18 protein-coding genes and 1 pseudogene are annotated in these 23,211 nt (G+C 51.4%); 11 read left to right on the plus strand and 8 right to left on the minus strand.

Annotated features, from left to right (window positions below; all coding sequences use genetic code 11):
• The first annotated feature begins 175 nt into the window (after positions 1–175).
• The 7 genes from IEW09_RS18210 (at position 176) to IEW09_RS18240 (ending at position 10,336) form a co-directional block, all read left to right on the plus strand.
• The gene (locus IEW09_RS18210) at positions 176–1,801 is read left to right on the plus strand and encodes a cyclic peptide export ABC transporter (RefSeq protein ID WP_188555696.1); all 1,626 of its coding nucleotides are present in this window, start codon (positions 176–178) and stop codon (positions 1,799–1,801) included.
• A gap of 202 nt (positions 1,802–2,003) precedes the next feature.
• Entirely contained in the window at positions 2,004–2,954 is a 951-nt protein-coding gene (locus IEW09_RS18215) for a TauD/TfdA family dioxygenase (RefSeq protein ID WP_188555697.1), read from the plus strand.
• A 543-nt stretch (positions 2,955–3,497) separates the two neighbouring features.
• The gene (locus IEW09_RS18220) at positions 3,498–4,961 is read left to right on the plus strand and encodes a glycosyltransferase family 4 protein (protein ID WP_188555698.1); all 1,464 of its coding nucleotides are present in this window, start codon (positions 3,498–3,500) and stop codon (positions 4,959–4,961) included.
• Positions 4,962–5,234: 273 nt separating this feature from the next.
• Entirely contained in the window at positions 5,235–6,173 is a 939-nt protein-coding gene (locus tag IEW09_RS18225; RefSeq protein WP_188555699.1) for a TauD/TfdA family dioxygenase, read from the plus strand.
• 607 nt (positions 6,174–6,780) lie between these two features.
• A complete protein-coding gene (locus IEW09_RS18230) occupies positions 6,781–7,593 on the plus strand; it encodes a class I SAM-dependent methyltransferase (RefSeq protein ID WP_188555700.1) in 813 nt (270 codons plus the stop codon).
• A 471-nt stretch (positions 7,594–8,064) separates the two neighbouring features.
• Positions 8,065–9,099 carry a glycosyltransferase gene (locus IEW09_RS18235; protein WP_188555701.1) on the plus strand — a complete coding sequence of 345 codons (1,035 nt, stop codon included), beginning with the start codon at positions 8,065–8,067 and terminating at the stop codon, positions 9,097–9,099.
• Between the two features lie 514 nt (positions 9,100–9,613).
• The gene (locus IEW09_RS18240; protein ID WP_188555702.1) at positions 9,614–10,336 is read left to right on the plus strand and encodes a glycosyltransferase family protein; all 723 of its coding nucleotides are present in this window, start codon (positions 9,614–9,616) and stop codon (positions 10,334–10,336) included.
• Positions 10,337–10,555: 219 nt separating this feature from the next.
• Here the strand turns inward: IEW09_RS18240 and IEW09_RS18245 are convergent, their stop codons facing one another.
• A complete protein-coding gene (locus IEW09_RS18245) occupies positions 10,556–10,882 on the minus strand; it encodes a hypothetical protein (protein WP_188555703.1) in 327 nt (108 codons plus the stop codon).
• Between the two features lie 436 nt (positions 10,883–11,318).
• Complete coding sequence (locus IEW09_RS18250) at positions 11,319–11,507, minus strand: hypothetical protein (protein WP_188555704.1); 189 nt, start codon at positions 11,505–11,507, stop codon at positions 11,319–11,321.
• A gap of 532 nt (positions 11,508–12,039) precedes the next feature.
• Here IEW09_RS18250 and IEW09_RS18255 point away from each other — a divergent pair.
• From IEW09_RS18255 to IEW09_RS18270, 4 genes are all read left to right on the plus strand, one after another.
• Entirely contained in the window at positions 12,040–13,092 is a 1,053-nt protein-coding gene (locus tag IEW09_RS18255) for an FTR1 family iron permease (RefSeq protein ID WP_229739437.1), read from the plus strand.
• A 34-nt stretch (positions 13,093–13,126) separates the two neighbouring features.
• The gene (locus tag IEW09_RS18260) at positions 13,127–13,849 is read left to right on the plus strand and encodes a siderophore-interacting protein (protein WP_188555705.1); all 723 of its coding nucleotides are present in this window, start codon (positions 13,127–13,129) and stop codon (positions 13,847–13,849) included.
• Positions 13,850–14,133: 284 nt separating this feature from the next.
• Positions 14,134–14,478 carry a hypothetical protein gene (locus IEW09_RS18265; RefSeq protein WP_188555706.1) on the plus strand — a complete coding sequence of 115 codons (345 nt, stop codon included), beginning with the start codon at positions 14,134–14,136 and terminating at the stop codon, positions 14,476–14,478.
• Between the two features lie 264 nt (positions 14,479–14,742).
• Positions 14,743–15,030 carry an HU family DNA-binding protein gene (locus tag IEW09_RS18270; protein WP_263369212.1) on the plus strand — a complete coding sequence of 96 codons (288 nt, stop codon included), beginning with the start codon at positions 14,743–14,745 and terminating at the stop codon, positions 15,028–15,030.
• Between the two features lie 206 nt (positions 15,031–15,236).
• On the opposite strand, the gene IEW09_RS18835 is transcribed toward IEW09_RS18270, so the two are convergent.
• The 6 genes and pseudogenes from IEW09_RS18835 to IEW09_RS18295 form a co-directional block, all read right to left on the minus strand.
• On the minus strand, positions 15,237–15,767 hold the full coding sequence (locus IEW09_RS18835; protein ID WP_308420570.1) for an FtsX-like permease family protein: 531 nt from the start codon (positions 15,765–15,767) through the stop codon (positions 15,237–15,239).
• An 18-nt stretch (positions 15,768–15,785) separates the two neighbouring features.
• Positions 15,786–16,820, minus strand: a pseudogene (locus IEW09_RS18840) (FtsX-like permease family protein); the annotation flags it as partial.
• 60 nt (positions 16,821–16,880) lie between these two features.
• Positions 16,881–17,696 carry an ABC transporter permease gene (locus IEW09_RS18280; protein WP_188555708.1) on the minus strand — a complete coding sequence of 272 codons (816 nt, stop codon included), beginning with the start codon at positions 17,694–17,696 and terminating at the stop codon, positions 16,881–16,883.
• Between the two features lie 54 nt (positions 17,697–17,750).
• A complete protein-coding gene (locus IEW09_RS18285; RefSeq protein ID WP_188555709.1) occupies positions 17,751–17,933 on the minus strand; it encodes a permease prefix domain 1-containing protein in 183 nt (60 codons plus the stop codon).
• A gap of 45 nt (positions 17,934–17,978) precedes the next feature.
• A complete protein-coding gene (locus IEW09_RS18290; protein ID WP_188555710.1) occupies positions 17,979–20,558 on the minus strand; it encodes an ABC transporter permease in 2,580 nt (859 codons plus the stop codon).
• 10 nt (positions 20,559–20,568) lie between these two features.
• Entirely contained in the window at positions 20,569–23,211 is a 2,643-nt protein-coding gene (locus IEW09_RS18295; RefSeq protein WP_188555711.1) for an ABC transporter permease, read from the minus strand.

A 23,211-nucleotide genomic window follows, 5' to 3' on the forward strand; every position in this document is an offset into this window, starting at 1 on the left:
CCTCCGAGCTGATGGTGAACCAAATCTAATTCGCGTATTGACTGAAAACCCAGACGTGCGCGTGGCGGGCGGCAGTGGTCCGTATTCCACATTTCCCTACTGTTGCTTGACACCAACCATTACCGATGTATTTCACCCGAAACTCTAGATCGTTCTCAATAGGGAAGAGCTATTCATGGATTTGATCAACTTTCTGTTAAAGCATTCGCGACGAGAGCTGCTCCTCAGTATCTTTGCGGGGATCATAAGCGGCGCCTGCAATGCTGGATTGATTGCAACAATAAATGCAGCAATAAGGCACGGAGCCATAGACACACATCGCTCCCTCATATTTATTGCTCTGTGTATTCTGTTGCCTCTCTCGCGCCATTTGTCTGAAAGGGTACTAAACCGAATCGGCCAGCATTCGATGTATACGTTACGCATGGGGCTATGTCGTCAAATATTGGCGGCTCCATTACGCGTTATTGAGCAGCTTGGGCCGGCTCGCTTGCTCGCAATTCTCACGGAAGATATTCCAACCATTACCGGAACTGTTTTTATGCTACCTACGGTATGCATTAACGTTGCAATGATGATTGCGTGCCTAATCTATCTTGGCCTTCTTTCGGCATCTCTCTTAATAGCCTTGCTTGCGTTCCTTTTGATTGGTGTCTTGGTTTATCAATTGCTTGTGTCAAAGGCGCGTCGCCTATTCACGCTTGCCCGCGAGGACGCAAACCACCTGCACGATAATTTTCGGGGGCTCTTGTATGGAATCAAGGAACTCAAGCTGCACGAGTCCCGCAGGTTTGAGTTTATCGATCGCGTGTTGCAGTCTACAGCTAGTTCCATAGAATCTAATAACATCGCCGGCCAGAATATCTACAGCATCGCTACCAGCGGCGGCCAGATGTTGTTGTTTGGATTTATTGGCGTCATAATATTTGGGGCACCTCGCTTCCATTATCTCCCTCCCGTGACCCTCACCGGATATGCGTTTACGCTACTTTATCTAATGTCACCGTTGCAGGGGATCATGAATATCTCACCTACTGTCACACGAGCCAATATAGCGCTTAGGACCGTCACCGACCTTGGCCTTTCTCTAGTGAAGTATGACTGCTGCGAAACAAAAGTAGTTGGTAATTCCACCTCGTGGCAGTCTCTAACACTTCAGTCTGTCGTTCATACTTACTTCCAGGAGAAGGATAGTAGGCCATTTACTTTAGGGCCACTCGACATATCTTTTAAGCCCGGCGAGATCGTGTTCATCATAGGCGGTAATGGAACAGGGAAAACCACATTCGCCAAACTGATAACAGGACTGTATACACCCGAAGAGGGCACAATTTTTCTCGATGAAGATGCTATAGATAATGAGGAAGCGAGGAGTAGATATCGTCAATACTTCAGCGCGATATTTGGCGACTTTTTTCTTTTTGAGGAATTGATCGGGATTACAAATGATGACGAACTGAACCGCGTTGCCAATGATTATCTTGACAAACTGCATCTTGCGAATAGCGTGAGTATTCATAACCGTACGCTGTCAACTCTCGATCTGTCGCAGGGGCAAAGAAAGCGTCTTGCATTGCTCACTGCGTTTCTTGAAGACCGGCCAATCTACTTATTTGACGAATGGGCTGCGGACCAGGATCCGTATTTCAAAGAAATATTTTATAGAGAGTTACTACCCGCACTCCGAGCCCGGGGTAAGACTGTCTTTGTAATTAGTCACGATGATCGGTACTACTCGATAGCCGATCGTGTAATAAAGCTGGAAAATGGATCAATTATTCAGGATGCAACTGCAGCATAGCGATTGCGCACCGCCATATCGCTGCCTTCTCGCTCTCGTGGAAAGGCCTTGCACCTGTGATTTTGAGAAATATCAAACAACTTGCGCCGCGGTGGTCTACCGTTGTGCGGAGCCGTTGCGATGCGACCGAATAGCGATCTCGCGTTCGCATTAAAAGTCCAGCGTTGGCTATCTTCCTGTATGTCGCTACCGGAGAAACTCCATGATTCAATGGCACGTAACAACAAGCACTCTTCCACTCGAAGCGCATGCAGAACGGCCAGGCTCTTCAGTCGGAGAACTGCGCGATTGGCTGCTTTCGAATCCATCGGAACTCGACTCCAGACTAATGAGTTCCGGTGCAGTTCTCTTTCGAAACTTTGCCGTCACTACACCCGAGGAATTTCAGGAGATCGCGGCAGTCGTTTGCGGTAAGTTCGCCGACTATGTAGGAGGAAATTCACCGCGGACCCGTGTAGCTAGCCACGTCTTTACTTCGACTGAGTACCCGAGAACTGCTGTTATTTCGATGCATAACGAAGCATCTTATCTGCCACATATGCCGCGACGAATTCTCTTTTACTGTGCAAAACCCGCAGCAACCGGAGGCCAAACACCGCTTGCGGATTGTCGGCGCATTTTGACCCGAATATCTCCTGCTGTGACCGAGCGCTTTGTCAAGCATGGGGTCATCTATGTAAATAATTTACATGGAGGCAGGGGATTTGGACGGTCATGGATAGATGTTTTCGATACTCGGGACAAACATGAGGTACAAAAGCGACTTAAGGCAGATGGATATGATTACGAATGGACCAAGAACGGTGGGCTCCGAACGATGATGCGCGCACCCTCCGTCATAGTTCACCCTGAAACCGGTGCAAGAGTATGGATCAATCAAGCCGAGCAATGGCATCCCTCAAGTCTCGATCCTGCCATACGCGAGCAACTTCTATCGATTTTACCCGTAGATGAACTGCCTCACTACGCCGTACTTGGAAACGGGTCAGAGATCGAAGAGCAGGACCTTGAAGACATTAGAAGGGCTATGCTAGCGGAGGAACGAATATTTCAATGGCGTAGTGGGGATATCCTCCTTTGCGACAACTTCTTGGTGATGCACGGGCGTCAGGCTTACACGGGTGATCGAAGAGTTCTAGTCTCCATGGGATGATGAGGACCATGGTTTCCATGTGCCCGCGCAACAGATGTGATCGATCGCGCTTGACTCTCAATCGCCAAGCTGGAATTCCAGACAGCTTATGAGTTGCTCGGCGTTCCGCAACTACCCATTCACAATGTTCAACAGACCCAAGCTGTAGCTTGCATCGGAATCATTCAGGCAAGATACTCGGCAGGCTTGTAGCACAAAGTGGGCCAACGCGGTTCGGAGCCAGGCACCGCTCACTACCAAGCACAACATCATTACTTGGCACGACCACGTAGCTGTCAAGACACGGAGCATAGCGTGTTCGTGGACAACCAACTATTGCATCTAGACTCAGCGTTGCAAAACACTGCGGAGGTACACCTCGTGAAATCTATCTATCTCGACATAGTGCCACAGGACGCGGAAAGCCGGAAGGAAACGGATCCTACGGGCTACACAATTCTGGGGTATAACGTCTTCTCATCTGAATTTTTCAGGGCGGTGCTAAGACATTCTCGCTACGATCGGATATTTGTTCCGTCTAGCCCGAAGCCTTCGGGAGGCGACATGCGAGACTCCGCGGTTTACGAGAATAATCGTGGACGCATAGACGTGGTCACTGAACAGCAGATTGCGAACATGAAGGTAGCCGGCGATTGTGGCCCATCGGTATTTATGACGCGAGGAACGGATCTGGCTGCGATGGCAAGGCTACGCCGTATTGGCGGTTGCTCGCGGGCGCCTATCGTCGGTGCGATACATTCGATCAATTACTCATGGCAGCTAAGAGCGGTTATGATGCTGCTCGTAGCGCGGTTAAATAGCTTTGATGCTCTCGTGTGTTCGAGTTCCGCTGGGCATACGGCCATGCTCCGGTTTATTGATCTTCTGACAAAGAGACTGAAAATATGTGATTTGCCCGCTCTGCCTGCGGAGTTTAAGATGCCGATTATTCCGCTAGGGGTCGATACTGACCGATTTGAGAAGTTTGGGCAAGGTGAGATTCGCAAACAACTCTCGTTGTCATCCGGGCCGATACTTTTGTATTTTGGAAGGTTCTCTCCCACGAGCAAGGCTGACCTCCTACCTCTTATTGCAGCATTCCAGCAGGTAGTCCGCAAGACTCCGGATGCGACCTTGTTGCTTGCGGGCGATGATACTCACCACCATATGAGCGGCCAACTCCAAAAGCTAGCTACTTTCCTAGATATCACTGACAACGTACGCGTGATTGCGAATCCGGATCTAAGCATGAAGCGTCGTCTCTTTGGCGAAGCAGACATCTTTGTCTCGCCTAGTGACAGCTTGCAGGAGACCTTTGGGATTACACTGATCGAAGCGATGGCAGCAGGTCTGCCCTGCGTGGTCTCAGACTGGAACGGGTACAAGGATATCGTGAGTGATGGCGAGACAGGCTTCCTCATTCCCACGACTATTCCGATATATCCCTCAAGTTTTGATGACTTGCGCGGATCTGGAGCGATGGTAAATGTAGATCTCCTCGCTGCAACTACTATCGTAGACTGGCCAACGTTTATCAACCGAGTCTGTACCCTTCTCTCCGACGTAGATCTGCGCAAAAGAATGGGCATAGCCGCACGGAACAAAGCTAAGTTGCGATATGACTGGTCTGTTGTTATCAAGGACCATGAAGCGCTGTGGGACGAACTCATCGATGAAGCGGCGCGCCGCAATGGGGTGAATGAAAATAAAACTCTCGACCTAGACAGCTTTGGGTATCGAGAAATCTTCTCTCACTACTCAACGGACGAGCTTTCAGATGATCGGGTTGTTTCTACAACGAGTGTGACAGGCTCTCCTGAACTGCCCTTTAGCATGTTAAGAGACACCCTTCCGTGGTTTCAGGAAGATGTGTTCCTTGCAATTGACGCAATCATTAAGAAGACAGGCACGACAACAATAGGAGAAATCCTTCGTGATCTTGGCAAAGGCGGCGAACTGGAGGAAATCTCTCACATCGCACACCTGAGCCGAATGATCAAATACGGTTTACTCAAGTTCGGCGATTAAACAGCCTGTAAGTCTGCCCTGCACGCTTGTGATCTTGGGTTGATGTGAGTGTTGATTGCGCATAACCTGGAGCGGCTCCGACTGCTTTTCAGTATGAAGAAGGACAGAATCAGCTAGGAATCACCAGCATAGTATCTCTACAGTCAGTCCCCGGCAGCCGGTCGCGGTCATTTTGAGAGTTATCTGACATTCATCAGAATTCGGAATCGTGGCCGTTCTCCTTCCAGCAACCTTCAGCTTAAAAAGCGTATCACCTATGCCAACAATGGAGAGATGATCATGATACCTTTCGTCATCGCATCTAGTTCGCAGGAGACCCTGTCACAACAGATTGCTAGCAATCGACAGACGATTGACAACACGATAAGGGAACTCGGTGCCGTACTTCTTCGGGGCTTTAATATATCAACGGAGCCCCAATTCCAAGAGATCGTCACGCTTTTGTGTGGCCAGCCGCTTAATTACATGTACCGATCAACGCCGAGGACAGATTTAGGTCACGGTATCTACACAGCAACGGAGTACCCTGCTGGTTTATCAATACCGCTCCACAATGAGAACGCATACCAGAGGGACTGGCCTCTGCTAATTATGTTTTGCTGCATAGAGCCTGCGGCCGATAAGGCAGGACAAACGCCAATCGCCGACACCATTCGCGTGACGAACAGAATACCCAAGATGATACAGGATGTCTTTCGCGAGAAGGAGATTATGTATATCAGGAACTATCATCAGAGCGTTGATTTACCCTGGCAGGTCGTATTCCAAACCCAGTCACGCGATATGGTTGATAAGTATTGCGAAGAACATGAAATCGAAACCGTGTGGTTTCCGGATGGAGCATTGCAAACGCGACAAATCTGCCAAGCGTTTGCTAACCACCCAGTATCTGAATCGTGTATTTGGTTTAATCAAGCACACCTCTTTCATCCTTCCGCACTGGACGGCCGGACGCGGGCAGCTCTTGGTGAAATGTTCACCGAGGATCGTTTTCCAAGAAACGCTACTTTTGGGGATGGTTCTCGAATAGATGAAGAAATGCTCGCCGAAATAAGAACTGCATTTGAAGCAGAGAAAGTTTTGTTCGAATGGCGAAAGGGTGATGTCTTAGTTCTAGATAACATGCGCGTTTCGCATGGGAGAACACCATTTAAAGGCAAAAGGCGAATCCTCACGGCTATGGGTCGGCCCTATTCAGCATACATCAAATAAGATATATCCAAGCCGTGTCGTCAGGTACGATGTTAAGTATGTATGTCAGAGCAAGACCAACGTGGTCTGTAGAATTCCTGTGATCTGCCCGATCCCAACTCTTCTTGTTCGTGGCGCCGTACTATGGCCCGCACCGCTTTGGAATCCATGTTTACGTTCTGGCCGCCCCGAGGGGCTATTAGCCCCTCGTCCAATTGCCGCAAAACTCGCGCTCGCCGCGCGCTCGCGCCGACTTACGGCCGCGGTTCAGCATTCTGCCAATCTGCTCCCGCTCCCCATTGCCCAGTGCACCTTGCCTCGATGCTACTTCGTCAGGAAGCCGTTCTTCGCCGATATCCCTCGCTCAGAAAGTCTTTGCGTAGGCACACGATTACGTGGCTAGACTACTAGCAGCTCTGGAATGGACTTCATGAGGGCAAAGTACGTTGCGAGGAGGGACAATCCGCATAAGAGTATTTGTGAGTGACGGTAGTGCTGAATAGGTTCGTGCGTATTCGGCTAGTACACACCGCGATTGAAGATTAGCAACTCAGGAAGCATGCGACCAGGTGGGGCCGCGTAGGAAACCGGACTACATTACGTGGAATCAGTACCCAAAGGGAAGATTATGCTAACAAGTAAACTCTGCGTAAAGAACGATTTTTCTGAGCCTTGGTTTATTCCTTGGCGCGAAAGCATGAAGCATGATGCCAACGGCATCCAACTTGGCGGACGTTTTCTACATCGCAAAGAGTGGGAATTCGTTACAGTTTGCCAAGCTCTCGAAGAGAGAGGAATGTTGGGACCGGGCAAACGTGGTCTCGGTTTTGCTGTTGGCCTGGAGCCATTGCCATCAATATTCGCAAACAGGGGCTGCACGATAACCGCCACGGACCACGAGACCGACTCCGACGGCGCGTGGGACGGTCAATGGGCGTCCGATCTTGGAGCTCTCAACAACCCCGATATCTGCGAACCCTCCATATTCCACAAAAATGTGACGCTACGACGTATTGATATGAATAATCTGCCCGCAGACCTTAACGGCTATGACTTCTCGTGGTCGTGTTGTGCACTCGAGCACTTGGGAAGTCTACAAAAAGGTCTTGAGTTTCTGCATTCCCAAATGCGGTGCTTGAGACCCGGCGGTGTTGCAGTCCACACGACAGAATATAATCTCTTGTCGAACGACGCCACGCTCACCGAAGGACCAACGGTAGTTTATCGACAGAGAGACCTAAGCGAATTGCAGTACCGCCTTGAGAAGCAAGGTCACAGCCTCGAGCCTATGAACATGGATATAGGAAATAGCATGGAGGATTGGTTTATAGCGCATCAACCATGGGAAGACACAACGAAAAATCTCTCTCATCTCCGCTTATTGATTGGCCGTAACATCTGCACGTCTGTACTATTAATTGCGACCAAAAGTCGCGCCTGACCTACTCAATGCGTTCCTGAGAGAACTCTTTGCTTACTAGCCAGTCCTATCCCTCAGGATTCTGTGAGATAGCCTGCTCTTGTCCAGGATACCTGGACGTGCTCACAATATTGCCAACCGATCACTAGCCAAGCGCGTGATAGTTTTTACACCACATCCCGCACATAAGTGACAACCGATCGGAGTGCTCAAGGACGCAAATAAAAAACATGCGGGGTGCAGATCGAACTCTCTGATAAAGAGCTCGTAAGTCTTGATGTAGCGGCAGCGAGCGCCAAGAGAGTGAATCTACGAGATGCAGTCAGGCGTCGACAGTGACCAGTTGGGCGCTGAGAACATCTCGGTCCACGACAACTTACGTTTGCGCCGAAGTTTATCTCTCTGGGTTGCTTGCGAGAGTCATCAAGAAACTATTGTGCCTGGCTTTTCGCGGTTCTCTCATCACACTTGAATGTCTCAACGTATATCCATATGAAACGACGTACAATTGGTTACGCAAGCCAGAATTACGCAAGTCATAGCCGAGTCAGCGCCTTATACCAGTCAATTATCAGAGAGCGCTGGGACGTTGTGTCAGCGGTAAAAACAGCCGATGAGCTCGCATCGCTCGATCTCGTAATCTTGCATATAGAACCTCATGATTATGCTGCAATCTATAAGGAATATCCTGGATTAAGCCGGAAATATGTAATTAGTTATTGCGTATGGGAAGCCGACAAGCTACCCGAGCCGTATCGAGCGTCACTTTCTCTAGTCCAGGAAGTGTGGACCCCTTCGGAATATTGCAAATCGGTCATTGAACAGTATCATGATCGCGTCTATTGCATTCCCCATTGCATAGAGCGAGACGGAGGTTATTCGCAAATCGAGTTCGATCGTGTAAGAGAGATTATTCGCCCTCGTGACGACGATTTTTTCTTCTTGAATATGGGTGCCACCGGTGACAAGCGGAAGAATATCAAGGCTTTAATCAACTCATTCCGCAGCTGCGCGGATCAAATTCCGCAAGCCCGGCTAATACTGAAGGCTCCGCTGTCGGATTCGACCACTTCCGATCAACGCATCACAACGATTACCAACTTCCTATCAGACGGAGAAGTGAATGCGCTATACGCGATATCTAACGTATACGTAAGCACTCATCATGGCGAAGGATGGGGACTAACTCTATCCGACGCAATGCTTCTCGGCATACCTGCAATAGCTACCGGCTACTCGGGGAACCTTCACTACATGACAGAAGACAATGCATTTTTAATTCCTTCGGAGGAGAGGAATATCGAGACGGATGATTGCTTCGGATTATTCTCGGGAAATATGAAGTGGGCATATCCACGTCTCGACGACATTGCATCAAATATGGTCTTTGTGGCGGAACACTATGACAATGACATAGTGATTCAGAGAGCTCTCCAAGCAAAGCGCGACGTGCTGCGCTTCAATAGGCAGCAAATACGGGAGTTGATCCATGGTCGGCTAAGCGACTTGCTTGCAGAAAGACAATAACCTAATTGACCGACTAAAGTATGACAGGCATAACCCGATCCCTAATGTAATGTTAGGGAGCATATCCCTTTTCACTACAATCCGTAACTACTGACATTTGGCTCGCCGATAGGATAAGCGGTTGCCGACAGACGGGAAACAGATGAACCGCTGTTGACGTTGTTCTTATGTTCTTCGGGTACTAACCATACGGCGTGCTCACGAAGTGAGCGGATCATCAACTGTATTGAAAAACCAAAATTGAGAAGGCGAGGGGGGAGAAAGGCTAATGCGAGACCCAAGGATATTCTATTACGCGTTCGATAGTGGCTTACCGTCCGGAGGAGAGAAGGATACATACGAGCATGTTGACATTTTGAACCAGAGCGGAAGCGACGCATATGCTCTTCACCTGAAGGAGGGTTATCGGCACACATGGTTCAGAAATGAAACGCGCACCATTTGTTTCCGAGACATGTGGAACCTTCACGACAGACAGCGGGACTATTTCGTGTTGCCAGAAGTTCTCGGACCAATGATCGAAAGTTTCCCTGGCCGTAAGGTTATTTTTAATAAAAACGTTTACTACGGGTTTCAGGCATTTCAGAGTGATGAGCAGCTATTCAAAACTTATTCAGATCCATCGGTAGCTGCGGTATTCGCTGTTTCCGAGCATAATAGATCTCACTTGGCCTTCACGTTTCCGGAAAGTCAAATCTTTAGAGTTGTTTATAGTATTGACTGTGAAGTGTTCAGTTACAATCCAATGCCGAATAAAAAGCCTATTATTGCTTGTGTCGCAAAAGACCTCCCACAACTGGATATGCTTCGGAAAATCATCTCGGCTAGGAATTGTGCAGGACTTAACGATTTCGGAATGTACGAGTGGCTATTATTAAAGGGCTATGATGAAGGACGGATGGCGAGCACATTACGTGACGCCGTCCTCGTCATTTCTCTATCCACAAAAGAGGGGCTCAGCAGAACGATTCGAGAGGCGATGGCGTGTGGTTGCCTCGTGCTAGTTCCTGCTGCAGGAGCCGCCATGGAAGATCTCCCACAGCATGCCCACGTGGAAGTGGAGAACTTGATGGACATGGTGACAAAAATCGAAGACATCATGCGGATGTTCCTGCATCAGCCCGATCAGTTGGCCGCACTTTCTTTAGAAAATTGCAGGTACGCAACCTCCTTCACATATCAGCGCTCACGCGAGCACATATTGCGGGCGTGGCAAGAGATTCTCCGTGAGGACTGATCGATCGGATGATGGGAGTCCCCTACTCTCAAGGCCTTCACACGACTGGCCCACCTCGCTCCACGCTGCGTGCGTTGGAAGATGAAGTGCCCATTCACCAGGAACTATTGTCTCGACGACTGGCTCCGCGAGCTGCTGTTGTTTTAGCGGCTGCTTGCCTTGAGCGTTGGGCTACGAAGTAGAAGACGAATCCGAGGGTGAATGCAATCACCTGCCTAGTTAGTGTCTCGACTGTTGGGAAAACGCAGAACCAGAGTCTATCCATGCGAGTGCTCCGTCCGATAAGCCAATGAACCAGAGCTGTTGGAACTGATGTGCAAACTGCATCTTCTGAGCTTGGTCTCCCACGATCACGATCAGAGCGAGACCGAGCAAGATGCCGGTGAGTACCAGCATCTTTGGATACGGCAGTCCGCGATATTCGATGAACGTGAGCACGGCGACAAGGCAGGAGAATAAAGAGCCGAGCAGAACACCGAGACAGAGAGGCTCATTACCGAGATGCCTAACCATAAAAGACACCGGCGTTCCACGTTTTGTTCCCACACGGACTAAATTATCTCGGCTGGTAGCCGTTAAAATGAAATGGGAGGACAGCGAACATATGGCTCGCGCGTCTCTAGCTCAGTCAGCTCTCGTAGAAGTTCCGAATCGCTTCGAACTATGCCACCTCGCGAGCAGGGCCACTCGCGCCTTTCATGTTCCTAGCACTACTGTTGCGCATACAATCAATTTTGCTTTTTTCCGGATCGGCGGCTCTCATGCAACTCATCCCGAAATTAGGTTGAGATCTCTGGCCCACACGCCAATCGTTGACCTGCGGCGAGCCATCTCTAGCTCAAAGCGATTCTGATACGTACGGAAGACCGAACTAGCCCGGCGACTTTCACTGCATCTTCGTCACGCACCAATCAGAGTAGAAACGCTTAAGACACTCTGGAGTGCTAGCACGATGAAGCAGATTGTATTCCGCGGGCCACGACTAACTGGCGCCCGATATCCATCTTTCTTTGAGGAGCTTCTCGGTTAATTCTGGAGTTGATTCAACTTGTTCCGACTCCTTCTTTGTGTCGATCAGCTCGCTGAACTTCTCGCGGGTCTTTCTTGCATTGTCCTGAGATACCGCGATCGGGTTTGCTGGCGCTGTATGAGTGAGGGCAGAAGGGGACAAGGAAACCTCCTTGCGAGAGCGACGCTTTCTTGGCTGGGGTAGAGGTGCGAGAGGCGGAGTGTTCAGAACTGATTCGTCGCGAGATGGGAGTTCCTTTGCTGCAGGAGTGACTGGCTCAGCAGAAATAACGGCGGGACTCCTTTTAATCGTCAGCTTAAGCCGACGGCGTCTGACAGATGGAGGGCCAGGCTCTTGCGCGAGTAGTGCGCGGACCTGTTGGAGTAACAGAATCTCGGAGTCTATGTACGCAATGATTTCTTCATAAGCCATCGCTGATGTCTTGCCTTTCATTTGGATGGGTGGAATACAAGGATTTTCCTATGGCAGTCAGGGCGAAAATCAGTTTTCTGCCATTGGCGGTAAAGGAATACGACCGGTGCCTGTGGCGATGCAATAACGGCGAACGTTGATTTTTCCGTACCAATGCATACGCAACTATGACCGAAACTCGCCTCTCATCCAATTCCGGTGTCACCAATCTCATTTTCCGCCGATCTGCCTTTTTCTGCCATCTGGTGCGGAATCAACCACTTTGGATGAAATTTTGTGCGCTCACAAATACGACCGATTTAGTCTTATATTGATTATGAACGCTCGGGTACCACCTCATGCCGGGTCAAACGGTTCTCACCACAGAGCCAAATACGCTATTTGGATTGGCCTGGCTGCATTAGGACTGGTTTTCGCCGCCATGGTCTGGGAAATATCTCGTCCTTCTGGCAGCCCTGATCCGACCGTGCGGGGAGCAACAAAGTCTTCCGTCATCCTCGACATTGGAGTGCTCGTATTCCGGGAAGGGCTGGAGTGCGTCCTGGTGCTGGCCGCAATCACCGCCGGACTGACCGGCGACCAGGAACGATACCGCCGCCCTGTGGCTATAGGAGCCGGGATCGGCTTTGGGGCGACATTGATCACGTGGTCGGTGGCTGTCCGTATCCTCGCGGATCTTGCTAAGAAGGTTTCCGCTCTTGCACTGCAGGCCGCCACCGGCTTGCTGGCTATCGTCGTTCTCCTGATCGTCATGAACTGGTTTTTCCATAAGCTCTACTGGACGGGATGGATATCGCTCCATAACAGGCGCAAACGAAGCCTCCTCGAGGAGACGACAAAGCAGTCAGGAAGAAGAAATGTTTTGTTAGGATTTGCTTTGCTCGGATTCTCCTCTTTCTACCGGGAGGGTGTGGAGGTTGTTCTCTTCCTGCAAAGCTATCGGCTGAGATTGGGAAACGAGCCGGTGCTTTACGGTGTACTGCTTGGCTCGATACTGTCGGCGGCGGTTGCGGCCCTTACCTTTGTCGCTCACCGAAGACTGCCCTATAAGAGGATGCTCGTGTTGACGGGCGCCTTGCTTGCCGTCGTGCTCTTTGTGATGGTTGGAGAGCAGGCGCAGGAGATGCAACTGGCTCATTGGCTTCCAACGACATCCATACCTGGGCTGGTGGATAGAATTCCGTCTTGGGCCGGATTGTGGTTTTCAATCTTTCCGACGGTAGAAACACTCACCGGGCAGACTCTCGCGCTGGCTGTGGTGCTTGGCTCGTATTTTCTTGCGCAAAGACAGCTCCGCTCGACCATTAGGATTTGACGCACACGGTTTCGCATAAGCAGGGAGAAGGAATATGTCACCGATCCCCGAGTTTTTAAGCAATGCAGTTCAGAAGATTTTCTTTCGGTGCGCAATCGTGACGGATGTCGAAGCCTTGACTGGTCATTTCCGCCTGGTAACGGTGGCGGGGCCAGCCCTGATCGGCGAAACCTGGATTCCCGGACAGAAGGTGCAGTTTCATCTCGGGAATCTCGTCACTCGTACCTATACTCCCACCGCATGGAATCCGGACAAAGGTATTGCGCAATTCCTGATGTTTCTTCATGGCAATGGACCGGGCTCGGATTGGGCGGCCTCGCTGCAGAAGGGAGACCCCTGTCAATTTATAGGCCCGCGAAGTTCTCTTAACTTCGCAGACATCAAGGGGCCATCCTTATTTTTTGGAGATGAGACCTCAATCGGAGCTGCCCAGGCTCTCGCCAGTAGCAACACTGGAAATCGCCAGGCGCATTATGTGTTCGAAGTCTCGTCGTCCATCGAGTCCGAGGAGGTCCTGCGCCGAGCAGGCCTGACGAACACAAAGCTCGTTCAACGGACAGCGGATGAGACCCATCTTCATGAGGTCGATAAACTCCTCGCGAGCACAGCAACAAGTCTTGGTCTGCCCCAGTGGATTCTGACCGGGAGAGCACAGTCTATTCAGACTCTCCGCAAGCTGCTTCGCGCACGGAGGATGCTCTTCTCCAAGCTGAACGTAAAAGCCTATTGGGCCAATGGGAAAACCGGCCTCGATTGATCGGTGCATGTAAGGAAGCAGCAGTGAATGTCTTCGATCAGTAGGATCGCGAATCGTTTACCTGGACATTCGAGGCGAGCAGGATTTCGATGTTGCGCTTGCTGCTGTGCAATCGATTCGCGATCGGAGCAGCGAGTAAACATCGGAACCGCATTATTTCAATTCGAATGCTGTTGTGGCAAAAGTGCACAATGACAGAAGATGGAGAGAGGAATCGGAGCAAGATGTTTCACTCTTTTGTTTCGTGAGCCTGAACAGGAATTCTCACAGGGAATGGCCGCTCGATGACAAAGGAAGAAGCGACCCGAAAGCTTAGACAGATGGGTGTGCAGTGTGCCGAGATCCTGCATCTGCTTGCACCGCTGCCTTCAGATCCCGCATCGGAGGCAGCGATCCGGAGCCTTACCGCGGATCTAAGACAAGGGATTGAGTCGGAATATATTCGCACGCAGCCGGAGCGGATCCAAAGATCGATGACGATCTTCGAACTTTCTATATACTCTCCTACGATTGAAGAGGCCTGGAAGGAGAGCGGAATCCGTCGACTCAAAGTCGATGGCAAGATTGATTGGAAGTGGAAGGAAGCAATCGAATCAGTTGCCTACAAAGTCTCAAAATACTTGTCATGAGGCTCTTCTTTGGATTTGGCCGTAGTGCAAAGTCCTTCTGCTTTCGAATACCATTCCTGGCACTGGTTTAAGAAGATTAAGCCCTGTGTTTCTATGCGCGCAGCGCAATTGCTTACGATTACGAAGCGTGAAACGGGCGTCAAAGTGGAGGCGGACCTCTTCATTTCGAGGCGCAAGGATCCTGGCATTTTGGGTTGGCTTCGAGAGGTCGGGGCTGCTGTAGTCGATAATAGGAATGAGGTCTACTGACCTGGGGAGCACGTATTGGCATTATCGAAGACAGAATTGGTGCGCATGATCTCTGAAAAGACCGGCGTTCAAGGCAAACAAGTTTCAGAAGTCCTGGCCCTGCTGGCCGAAATCGCTATCAGTGAAACGAAGCAAAGCGGTGAGTTCACCGTTCCCGGTCTAGGCAAACTCGTAAAGTCAGAGCGGGCCGCCCGCGTGGGCCGCAACCCGGCTACAGGCGAATCGATTCAGATCCCCGCGAAGACAACGATCAAGTTCCGCGTTGCGAAAGCGGCGTCGGATGCCATAGACGCGATTGTCTAGTTCCGACCGTGCAGACGGCACCGAGCTAGCGCGGGCCTCTCAATGCTATCGCTGCGGCGTGCTGGCAAACCTGGCGGCCGCAGCCAAAGCACCGAACATTGGATCGGCAATCTTTTTCATCGAGGTGCTTCCGTATTGACTCTGAAAGCTTGTTATAGCAGCGACGACGAAAGAGCAATTGTTGGATCCAGTTCACGGTTAACCTCTTATTCAGCGCGCAAGGCTTGCGCGGGATCGATGGAAACTGCCCTTCGCGCAGGCAGTGCAGCCGCCATAAAGCTGCTTAGAAACAAAGTCAAAACAGCCATTCCAAACAGAACGGGGCTGGCGGCATTCACCTGAAACAGAAATGCTTTCACCGAGTGAACAGCGAGAATCGCCAAGCATCCGCCTGCCACGGTGCCAAGTGCCAACAGCGCGACTGTCTGCTTCATGACCATATTGAAAACAGCCATACGAGTAGCGCCGAACGCCATACAAACGCCGATTTCTGTGGTCCGCTGATCTACATACGAGGCCGTCAAGCCGTAAATGCCGACGCAGCTCAGAAGCAGCACCAGCGCGGCAAAGAAGTTCGATAGTACAGATAACAACCTCTCTACCGAGATGGCATCGTTGAATTGCACGGCGAACGCTTTCGGCTCAGCTTCGGGGCTGGTGGGAGCGAGTTCGTGAAGCACGTTCCTATAGGCTGAGTCGGCTTCCGTGAGTGTATGGGCATGGATGATAAAGGTCATGCCTTGCAAGCGCCGAGTGCTGCTTCCGAATGAAAGATACACGGTCGGTGTCGTGGCCTGCCGCAAGCTGCTGTATTTGGCATCTTCAACAACCCCTATCACTCGACATTCCTTCGTGTTCGCTCCGGAGGCGGTCGTACCAACATGCTGATAAAGAGCTTGCCCCAGGGCGGAAGTATTGGGAAAAAGACGACTTGCCCCAGCACGATTGACAATGCAGGTGTCTCTGTCCGAATCCTGGCCGGCAAAGTCGCGGCCAGCGAGAATCTGTGTGCCGAGAGTCGCGAAGTAATGAGCTCCTACATCATTCACTGAATAGTCTTCTCTCAGTTCCTCCGCAGAACTGAAATGCGCATCATGACTGAATGCTTCTGTATGACTCCAGCCGTTGAGCGGCGTGTTCTCAGCCACGCTTGCATCTATCACTCCTGGCATCTGACCGATGCGTAAAACCATTTCCCGATCAAGATGGACTAGATCTCGATCCTTTTGAGGAAGATCACCAAAATCTGCGGTGACAAGGAGCACATTCTCCATGTGAAATCCAAGATTGCTATTTCTCAGGTTCATTACGGAGGCTCCGAGCATCGTGGCTATGACAACCATGGCTAGACCGAATGCAATCTGCGCAGGTATAAAAAGCCTTCGTAGGAAGGTACCTTTGCCCGCCAGAATGTTTTTGTTCGACTGCCTTAACGTTGGCTCGATGGAGGTGTGGCCTGCCAGCCATGCTGGAATGAAACCGAAGAGTAATGCGCAGAAGATGGCGCATCCCGCAGTAATAGCCAGAGTGAATATATCGGGTTCAACAGACAGAGCCACCGCAGCTTCGCGGTTACTGATGAATTGCAATAAATAGCGGTCCGTTATCCATGCGAATGCGATTGCCAACGTTGCACCGGCGACTGACACGGTCAGGGCTTCCACCAGAAGTTGCCGCATTAACCGGACTCGGGTTGCCCCCAGTGCTCCGCGAACCGCAAATTCATGCTCACGCTGAGCAACGCGCGTCAGAAACAATCCGGCAAGGTTGAGGCAGCATGCGAAAAGTACGACACCTACGAGCGTCTGAAGAAGAAAGAGTGGCTTGGAGTATTGGTTGCGTAAAAAGCTCTAGCCTGTCCGGCCCAGGACAACCACGAATCGGGCATGATTTTGGACAAGCCTGCTTCGCATGGATGGAGCCGTTTCCCTCATAACGGCTTCGAAGAGATGGGACATTTCTGCGAGAGCATTTGCCTGGCTGATACCTGGCTTAAGGCGGCCCCAGGCAGTAAGCCAGAGACTGCCGGTACTATGCAAAAGTGATTCCTTCCCATGTACGAGGGGTTCGAATGCCAGCGGCATATAGAAATCAGGATTTGTCCCAACAAGCACGCCGTCAAAACCCGATGGAGCAATCCCGACAACCGTAACGCTTTGTCCAGACAGTGTGATCTGCTTTCCAATGACTGACGAGTCCTCGTGATAATGCTGCACCCAGAATCGATGGCTGAGGACGATAGCCCAGCCATCAGTGCCGCCGCCCGTCTGATCGTCCGCAGGCATCAAGAACCTGCCTTCCGCAGGCGCCAGCCCCAATACCTGAAATGTATTTCCACTCACGATAGCCCCCGGGTAAATGCGGGAGACACCATTTTCGGTCAGCACCACGTCGCTGGAACTCCAGCCGAATATCCCGGAGAAGGACTTCGCTTGGCGCTGCAGAGACTGCATGAGGAAAAGATTTAATGGCATCCCATTCGCACCGGGATCAGGGGAGTCTCCATTGACAGAGATGCGGACGAGGCTGTCCGGATCGGGGATCGGCAGGCTCTTGAGTAGCAATGCGTGCATCAGGGTGAATATGCCGGTATTGGCCCCGATCCCGATAGCAAGGACAAAAATTGCAGTTGCTGCAAAAGCCGGAGATCTTGATAGTTGTCGCATGGCATATCGTATGTCGGCCCAGATACTTTCCAGCGTTGGCCACTGCCACACTTCTCAGCTATGCTCTTCTATCCGCGTTACGTTGCCGAACTCGCGGCGCGCGGTTCGCTCTGCTTCTTCTTGCGTCATGCCCCGGTCCGTGAGATCAGCGATCTTCTCGTCAAGGTGTTCACGGATAGACTCTGAGAGTTCGTCATAGCGACGATGGCGAGAGAATGACGATCTGAGCCAGCGCATACGGATAACTCCTGCGGTGAAGACTTTGCGTGGGAAGTACCTCCCCTATTCCCCACGAAGTACATTCATAGGGTTGAGACGTGCTGCACGAACAGCGGGGATGAGAAATGCGGCGACCGAGATTGCTCCAAGTAGAACAACTGATGACGCAAAGCTTGTCACATCGAATGGGCTGACCTGAAATAGCAAACGGGTAAGCAATCGGGTGAGAAGGAGTGCGCCACCGATACCAGCGAACATTCCCGTAGCGGTCAAGAGCAAACCATGACGAAAGACAATCCGTAAAATATCCCCGCGTCCCGCGCCTATAGCCATGCGAATTCCAAACTCCTGCATCCGCTGAAGAACTGAATATGCAATCACCCCATAAATCCCGACCGCTGCAAGCATCAGAGCAAGTGAAGAAAAGATGCCGAGCAGGATTGCCGCAAATTTGTCTCCGGTCATAGAACTCGCAACTGTTTCCTTCATCGTCGTAACCTTCGATACTGGAAGCTCTGCGTCCAATGCTGAAACCTGTTGACGTATCGCCGTGGCAAGCGTTTCGCTATTAGGTCCACGAACAATGACGCTGAAGGAGGACGATGGTTTTTGAGCGAAAGGTTCATAGATCTGTGGGCTTACGGCTGCTTTCAGGCCAGTCTGTTTAACATCCCCTACGACTCCGACAATCTGGCGAAGGTAGGTCGGTCCTGAGATGTCTATGCTTTTCCCGATAGGGTTTTCCGATGGGAAAAAGCGCTTGGCCATCGTTTCGTTAATGATTGCGACTGGAATGTGATTTGCTGCGTCCTGCTGATCGAAGAAGCGTCCCTGTAGCAAGGGAATTTCCATCGAACGGAAGTATTGCGGTGTGACGCGGTAGTAGTTTGCCGTGGTTCCTGAGTCGCTTGCTCCAATCGGACGGCCATCAATACGGATACCGGCATCCGGAGCATCCTTGAAAGGGAGACCGGACGATATAGCAGCTTGTCGAACATCCGGAAGCCTTATGAGGTGCTCAACAAGAGCTTCGGCAAACTGAGCTTGTTGATACGGCTTTTGATACTTGATAGATGGAAGATTGACGTTGGCCGTCACTATGTTTTCTGGATTAAACCCGGTATCGACTTGAAGCAGGTGCCAGAAGCTCTTCAGCACGAGGCTGGAACCAGTAAGAAGTACTAGGGAAAAAGCTACTTCTGACACGACTAAAATACTGCGAAGAGTGGTCCGCTTGCCTCCCGCTGAAGCTTTGCTTCCAGACTTGAGGGGATCAAAGAGATTTGTGCTGGATAGCCGTATGGCAGGCAGTGATCCAAATAGCAGCCCGGTTATTGTTGTCAGCAGGATTGTGAACAACAACACCGTATGGTCTACGCTGATCTTATCGAATTCTGGAACGTTAACGAGGGGGGACTTACTGATAGCCGTGACGCCGATAAATGCAAAGGAAGTCCCCAATATGCCTCCTGCCAGTGCAAGCACGAAACCTTCTGTCAGAAGTTGTTGAACGATGCGCCTTTGACTTGCGCCCAGGGATGTTCGCAGCGCAATCTCTGGTTCTCTGGCTGAACCACGCGCCAGTAGTAAACCAGCGACATTTACACAGGCAATGAGAAGCACCAACCCCGTGGCACCTAGCAACACATACAGTGGGGTTTTGAGTTCACCGGTGTAATACGTGGTGAGCGGGAATACGTTCACACTCCAGAACTGCGGCGTTCGCAGGCGTGGCATGATGGCGTCCATTTCTGCTTGAGCCTGTTCGGGGGTGACATTTTGCTTGAGGCGGCCAATACCCCAGAGAAAGTGACCTCCATCGAGATCTTCTGCGGTGAGGCCCATAGGCTTCCAAATCTCAGCATCATGAGGAAAGCTGAAGCTTGCAGGCATTACTCCAATAACAGTGAAGTCAACGTCATTGAGCTTGACGGTAGATCCGAGCACATTGGCGCTGCCGGAGAATTGCCGTTTCCACAGGTTGTAACCGAGCAGGATAACGTGATCGTTGCCTGCCGTGTCTTCTTGCGGTGTGAATGTCCGGCCTAAGATGGGCTTTATTCCCAAAAGGTCAGGCAAATTGGCTGTAACGCGCTCGCCCGAAATGCGCTCAGACCTGTCCCCCTCGGAAAGGTTGAATGCCATGCTCACAAAAGCGCCGAGTTGGTTAAAGGACTTACTCTGTTCTCTCCAGGCCATAAAATCCTGAGGCGGTGCCTCAAAATGCGAGAAGCGCGGCAACCATTTCTCGTCGAGCATCATGAGCCGTGAAGGATCATGGAAAGGCAGAGGGCGTAGAAGCACGCTATTTACCACGCTAAAAATTGCGGTGTTGGCTCCGATGCCAAGGGCAAGAGTTAATAGGGCGACAATAGTGAATCCAGGGGATTTGCGTAATTGCCTTAGTGCAAACTTAACGTCTGCCCATGCGCCTTCCAGCGTTGGCCACTGCCACACTTCTCTGCTGCGTTCTTCGATCCGCGTGACGTTGCCGAACTCGCGCCGGGCTGCGCGTTCTGCTTTATCCTGTGTCATGCCGTGTTCCATCAGGTCTGCGATCTTTTCGTCGAGATGTTCGCGGATCGTCTCTGAAAGTTCGTCGTAGCGACGGCGACGAGAGAACAGTTGCTTGAGCCAGTTCATTCGATTCTCCCTATTCGGTGCGAAGGGCTTGCATTGGATCAATGGAAGCCGCACGTCGTATTGGTGTCAGCGCAGCCAGTAACCCAATTGTGGCAAGCAGAGCTACCAGCGCTACGATGACAATGCCATCGCGTTCAAACTGAATCGAAATGATGTTGCCCACGACGCGATGGATCACGAGAGTCATGAACAGCCCAGTTCCCAAGCCGCTCGCAAGCAATATAGAGATGCGAGCAAACATCATCTTCGTGATTCCGATACGCGTTGCTCCAAGGGCCATACGCACACCGATATCTCTCGTATGACTGATCACTTCCTGGGTTAGCAAGCCGTAGATGCCGACAGCCACGAGGAGAACTGCGATGCAGGCGAAGATTCCAAATACCCAACTCTCCATCCGGTTGCTGACCAGAGCATCGCTAAGCAACTCGTCCATCGTTTCCGGCTGTTGAAATGCGATTGCCGGCCCGACATCACTCAAGGCTTTCTTCAGTTGAGGGATGATACTCAAAGGAGAAACTGCCGTGCGTACATACAGATAAGGGCTCCACGACCCCGTATTTTTCTGTTCCTCTAAAGACTCCCGCGAAATTGGAAAGTCGATTTCTGGCCGGGCAGGCTCCAGCGCGTTCTGTCGCGCATCGGCGACAACCCCGACAATCTGAACTTTGCTTCCGTCTCCCTCTCGAAATGCTTGTGTTATGGGATCCAACCCTTTCGGCAAAAACTCTTTAACCCAGGCCTGATTCACAATCGCCACTGCCTGCGAATCCGGCGTGTCCTGCGCATTGAAGTTCCGGCCTCTGAGAATTGGAAGCCCGATCGCAGCATAGTATCCGGATGAAACAGCTCTGCTCTCAGCTGTCCTTTGGATATTCGGTGGATCCGGTGGCTGGCCCACAAGAGGCAGATAAACGGCTCCTCCATAACCAAGCAATGCCCCCTGGTCGCTGAAACCTGCCGCAGTCACGCCTGGAATTTCCCGCACCCGCTCTTCCAAGGGCATGAGCAACTGGCGCACCGAATCTCGCCCCTTCGCGGCATAATCGCCGGAGGGAATATTGATTTCCAGCGCCAGCAAATTGTTCGAATTGAATCCAACGTCAGCGCTCAACATGCGATGCAAGGCAAGCAGAAGCATGCCGGAGAAAACCAGCAAAACCAGCGATAACGAGACTTGTGCAACCACAAATCCTGCACGCATCCTGTGCTGCTGCCCTGTAGTGCCAGACGTGATGCCAGACTTAAGGGCCTTGTTGGGATTGGATTGGGCGGCGTGCCAGGCCGGAGCAAGTCCGGCCCCAATGCTGGAGAGGACGCTGACGCCTAGAGTGACGGCAATCACTTCGAGATTCAACGTGATATTTGCACCGCGCATAAAGGCATGGATCAGGAATGCCTTCATGGCTGCGAGTAAACTTGCGGCGAGTAGAATTCCAGCACATGCGCCCATCGCTCCGAGCAGGGTATTCTCCACCAGCAGTTGACGAATCAGCCTGCTTCGAGCCGCGCCTATTGCGACCCGCAAGGCCATTTCTCGTTCGCGTGCGACTCCACGCGCGAGCAAAAGTCCGGCTACGTTCGCGCATGCAATCAGTAGCACTGACAAAACTGCGCCCAGCATCAGCCATATCTCGGACAATTCATCACGGCCACGCAGGGTCGTAGAGATAGGAACCAGTTTTGCGGTACGTCCCGTGTCCGAATCAGGCTTTTCTTTCCCAATCTCCTGCATCACATGCGTCATATCGGCACTGGCCTGCTGCAGAGAGACTCCTGGCTTCATGCGGCCAAAAGTTATTAGCCAGTGAGTCCGCCATTCCCCGACGAAGTTCGATCGGACGTGCATCGGAATGTAAATCAGGTTTGGTTTTCCATATGGAAAACGAAAGCCTGCGGGCATCACTCCGATCACCTGATATGGTTCGCCGTCGAGATTCACAACTTTACCGATGACATCGTGATCAGCATTGAAAGACTGACGCCACACTTCATAGCTCAGGACGACGACATTGTTTTTCCCTGGTTGATCCTCGCCGGGAGCAAATGTTCTGCCCAGGAGTGGGCGTACTCCGAAGACATCGAAAAAGTTATCCGTCCCCTGATCGACATTCAAATAACGAGTCTGGTCCCCGGCTTTCAAGGTCATGCCCCAGAAATCCTCGTAGGCCGCAAAAGCTTCAAAGCTCGAGTTCAACTTGCGCATCTCGAGATATCCTGGCCAAGAGGACATTTGCCAGTCGCCGGAAGGAGAATACGTTGGAACACTCACAATGCGATTCACATCGCTGTAAGGCAATGGGCGCAGAACAACAGCGTCGATCACGCTGAATATTGCGGCCGTCGCCCCAATTCCGAGCGCTAGAGTCAATACCGCCGCGACCGTGAACCCCGGTGATTTCCATAGCTGTCGAAAGGCAAATCTTGTGTCGGCCCAGATGCTTTCGAGCGTCGGCCATTGCCAGACTTCGCGGCTACGCTGCTCGATCAGTGTTGCGTTGCCGAATTCGCGGTGGGCAACGCGTTCCGCCTGCTCGCGCGTCATGCCGCGATTCATCAGATCGGTAATCTTCTCTTCGAAGTGCTCTCTTATTGACTCGGAGAGCTCGTCATAACGGCGACGGCGAGACAACAGTTGCTTGATCGAGTTCAT

Origin of the sequence: Edaphobacter dinghuensis, from assembly GCF_014640335.1 — a bacterium.
Lineage (GTDB): Bacteria > Acidobacteriota > Terriglobia > Terriglobales > Acidobacteriaceae > Edaphobacter > Edaphobacter dinghuensis.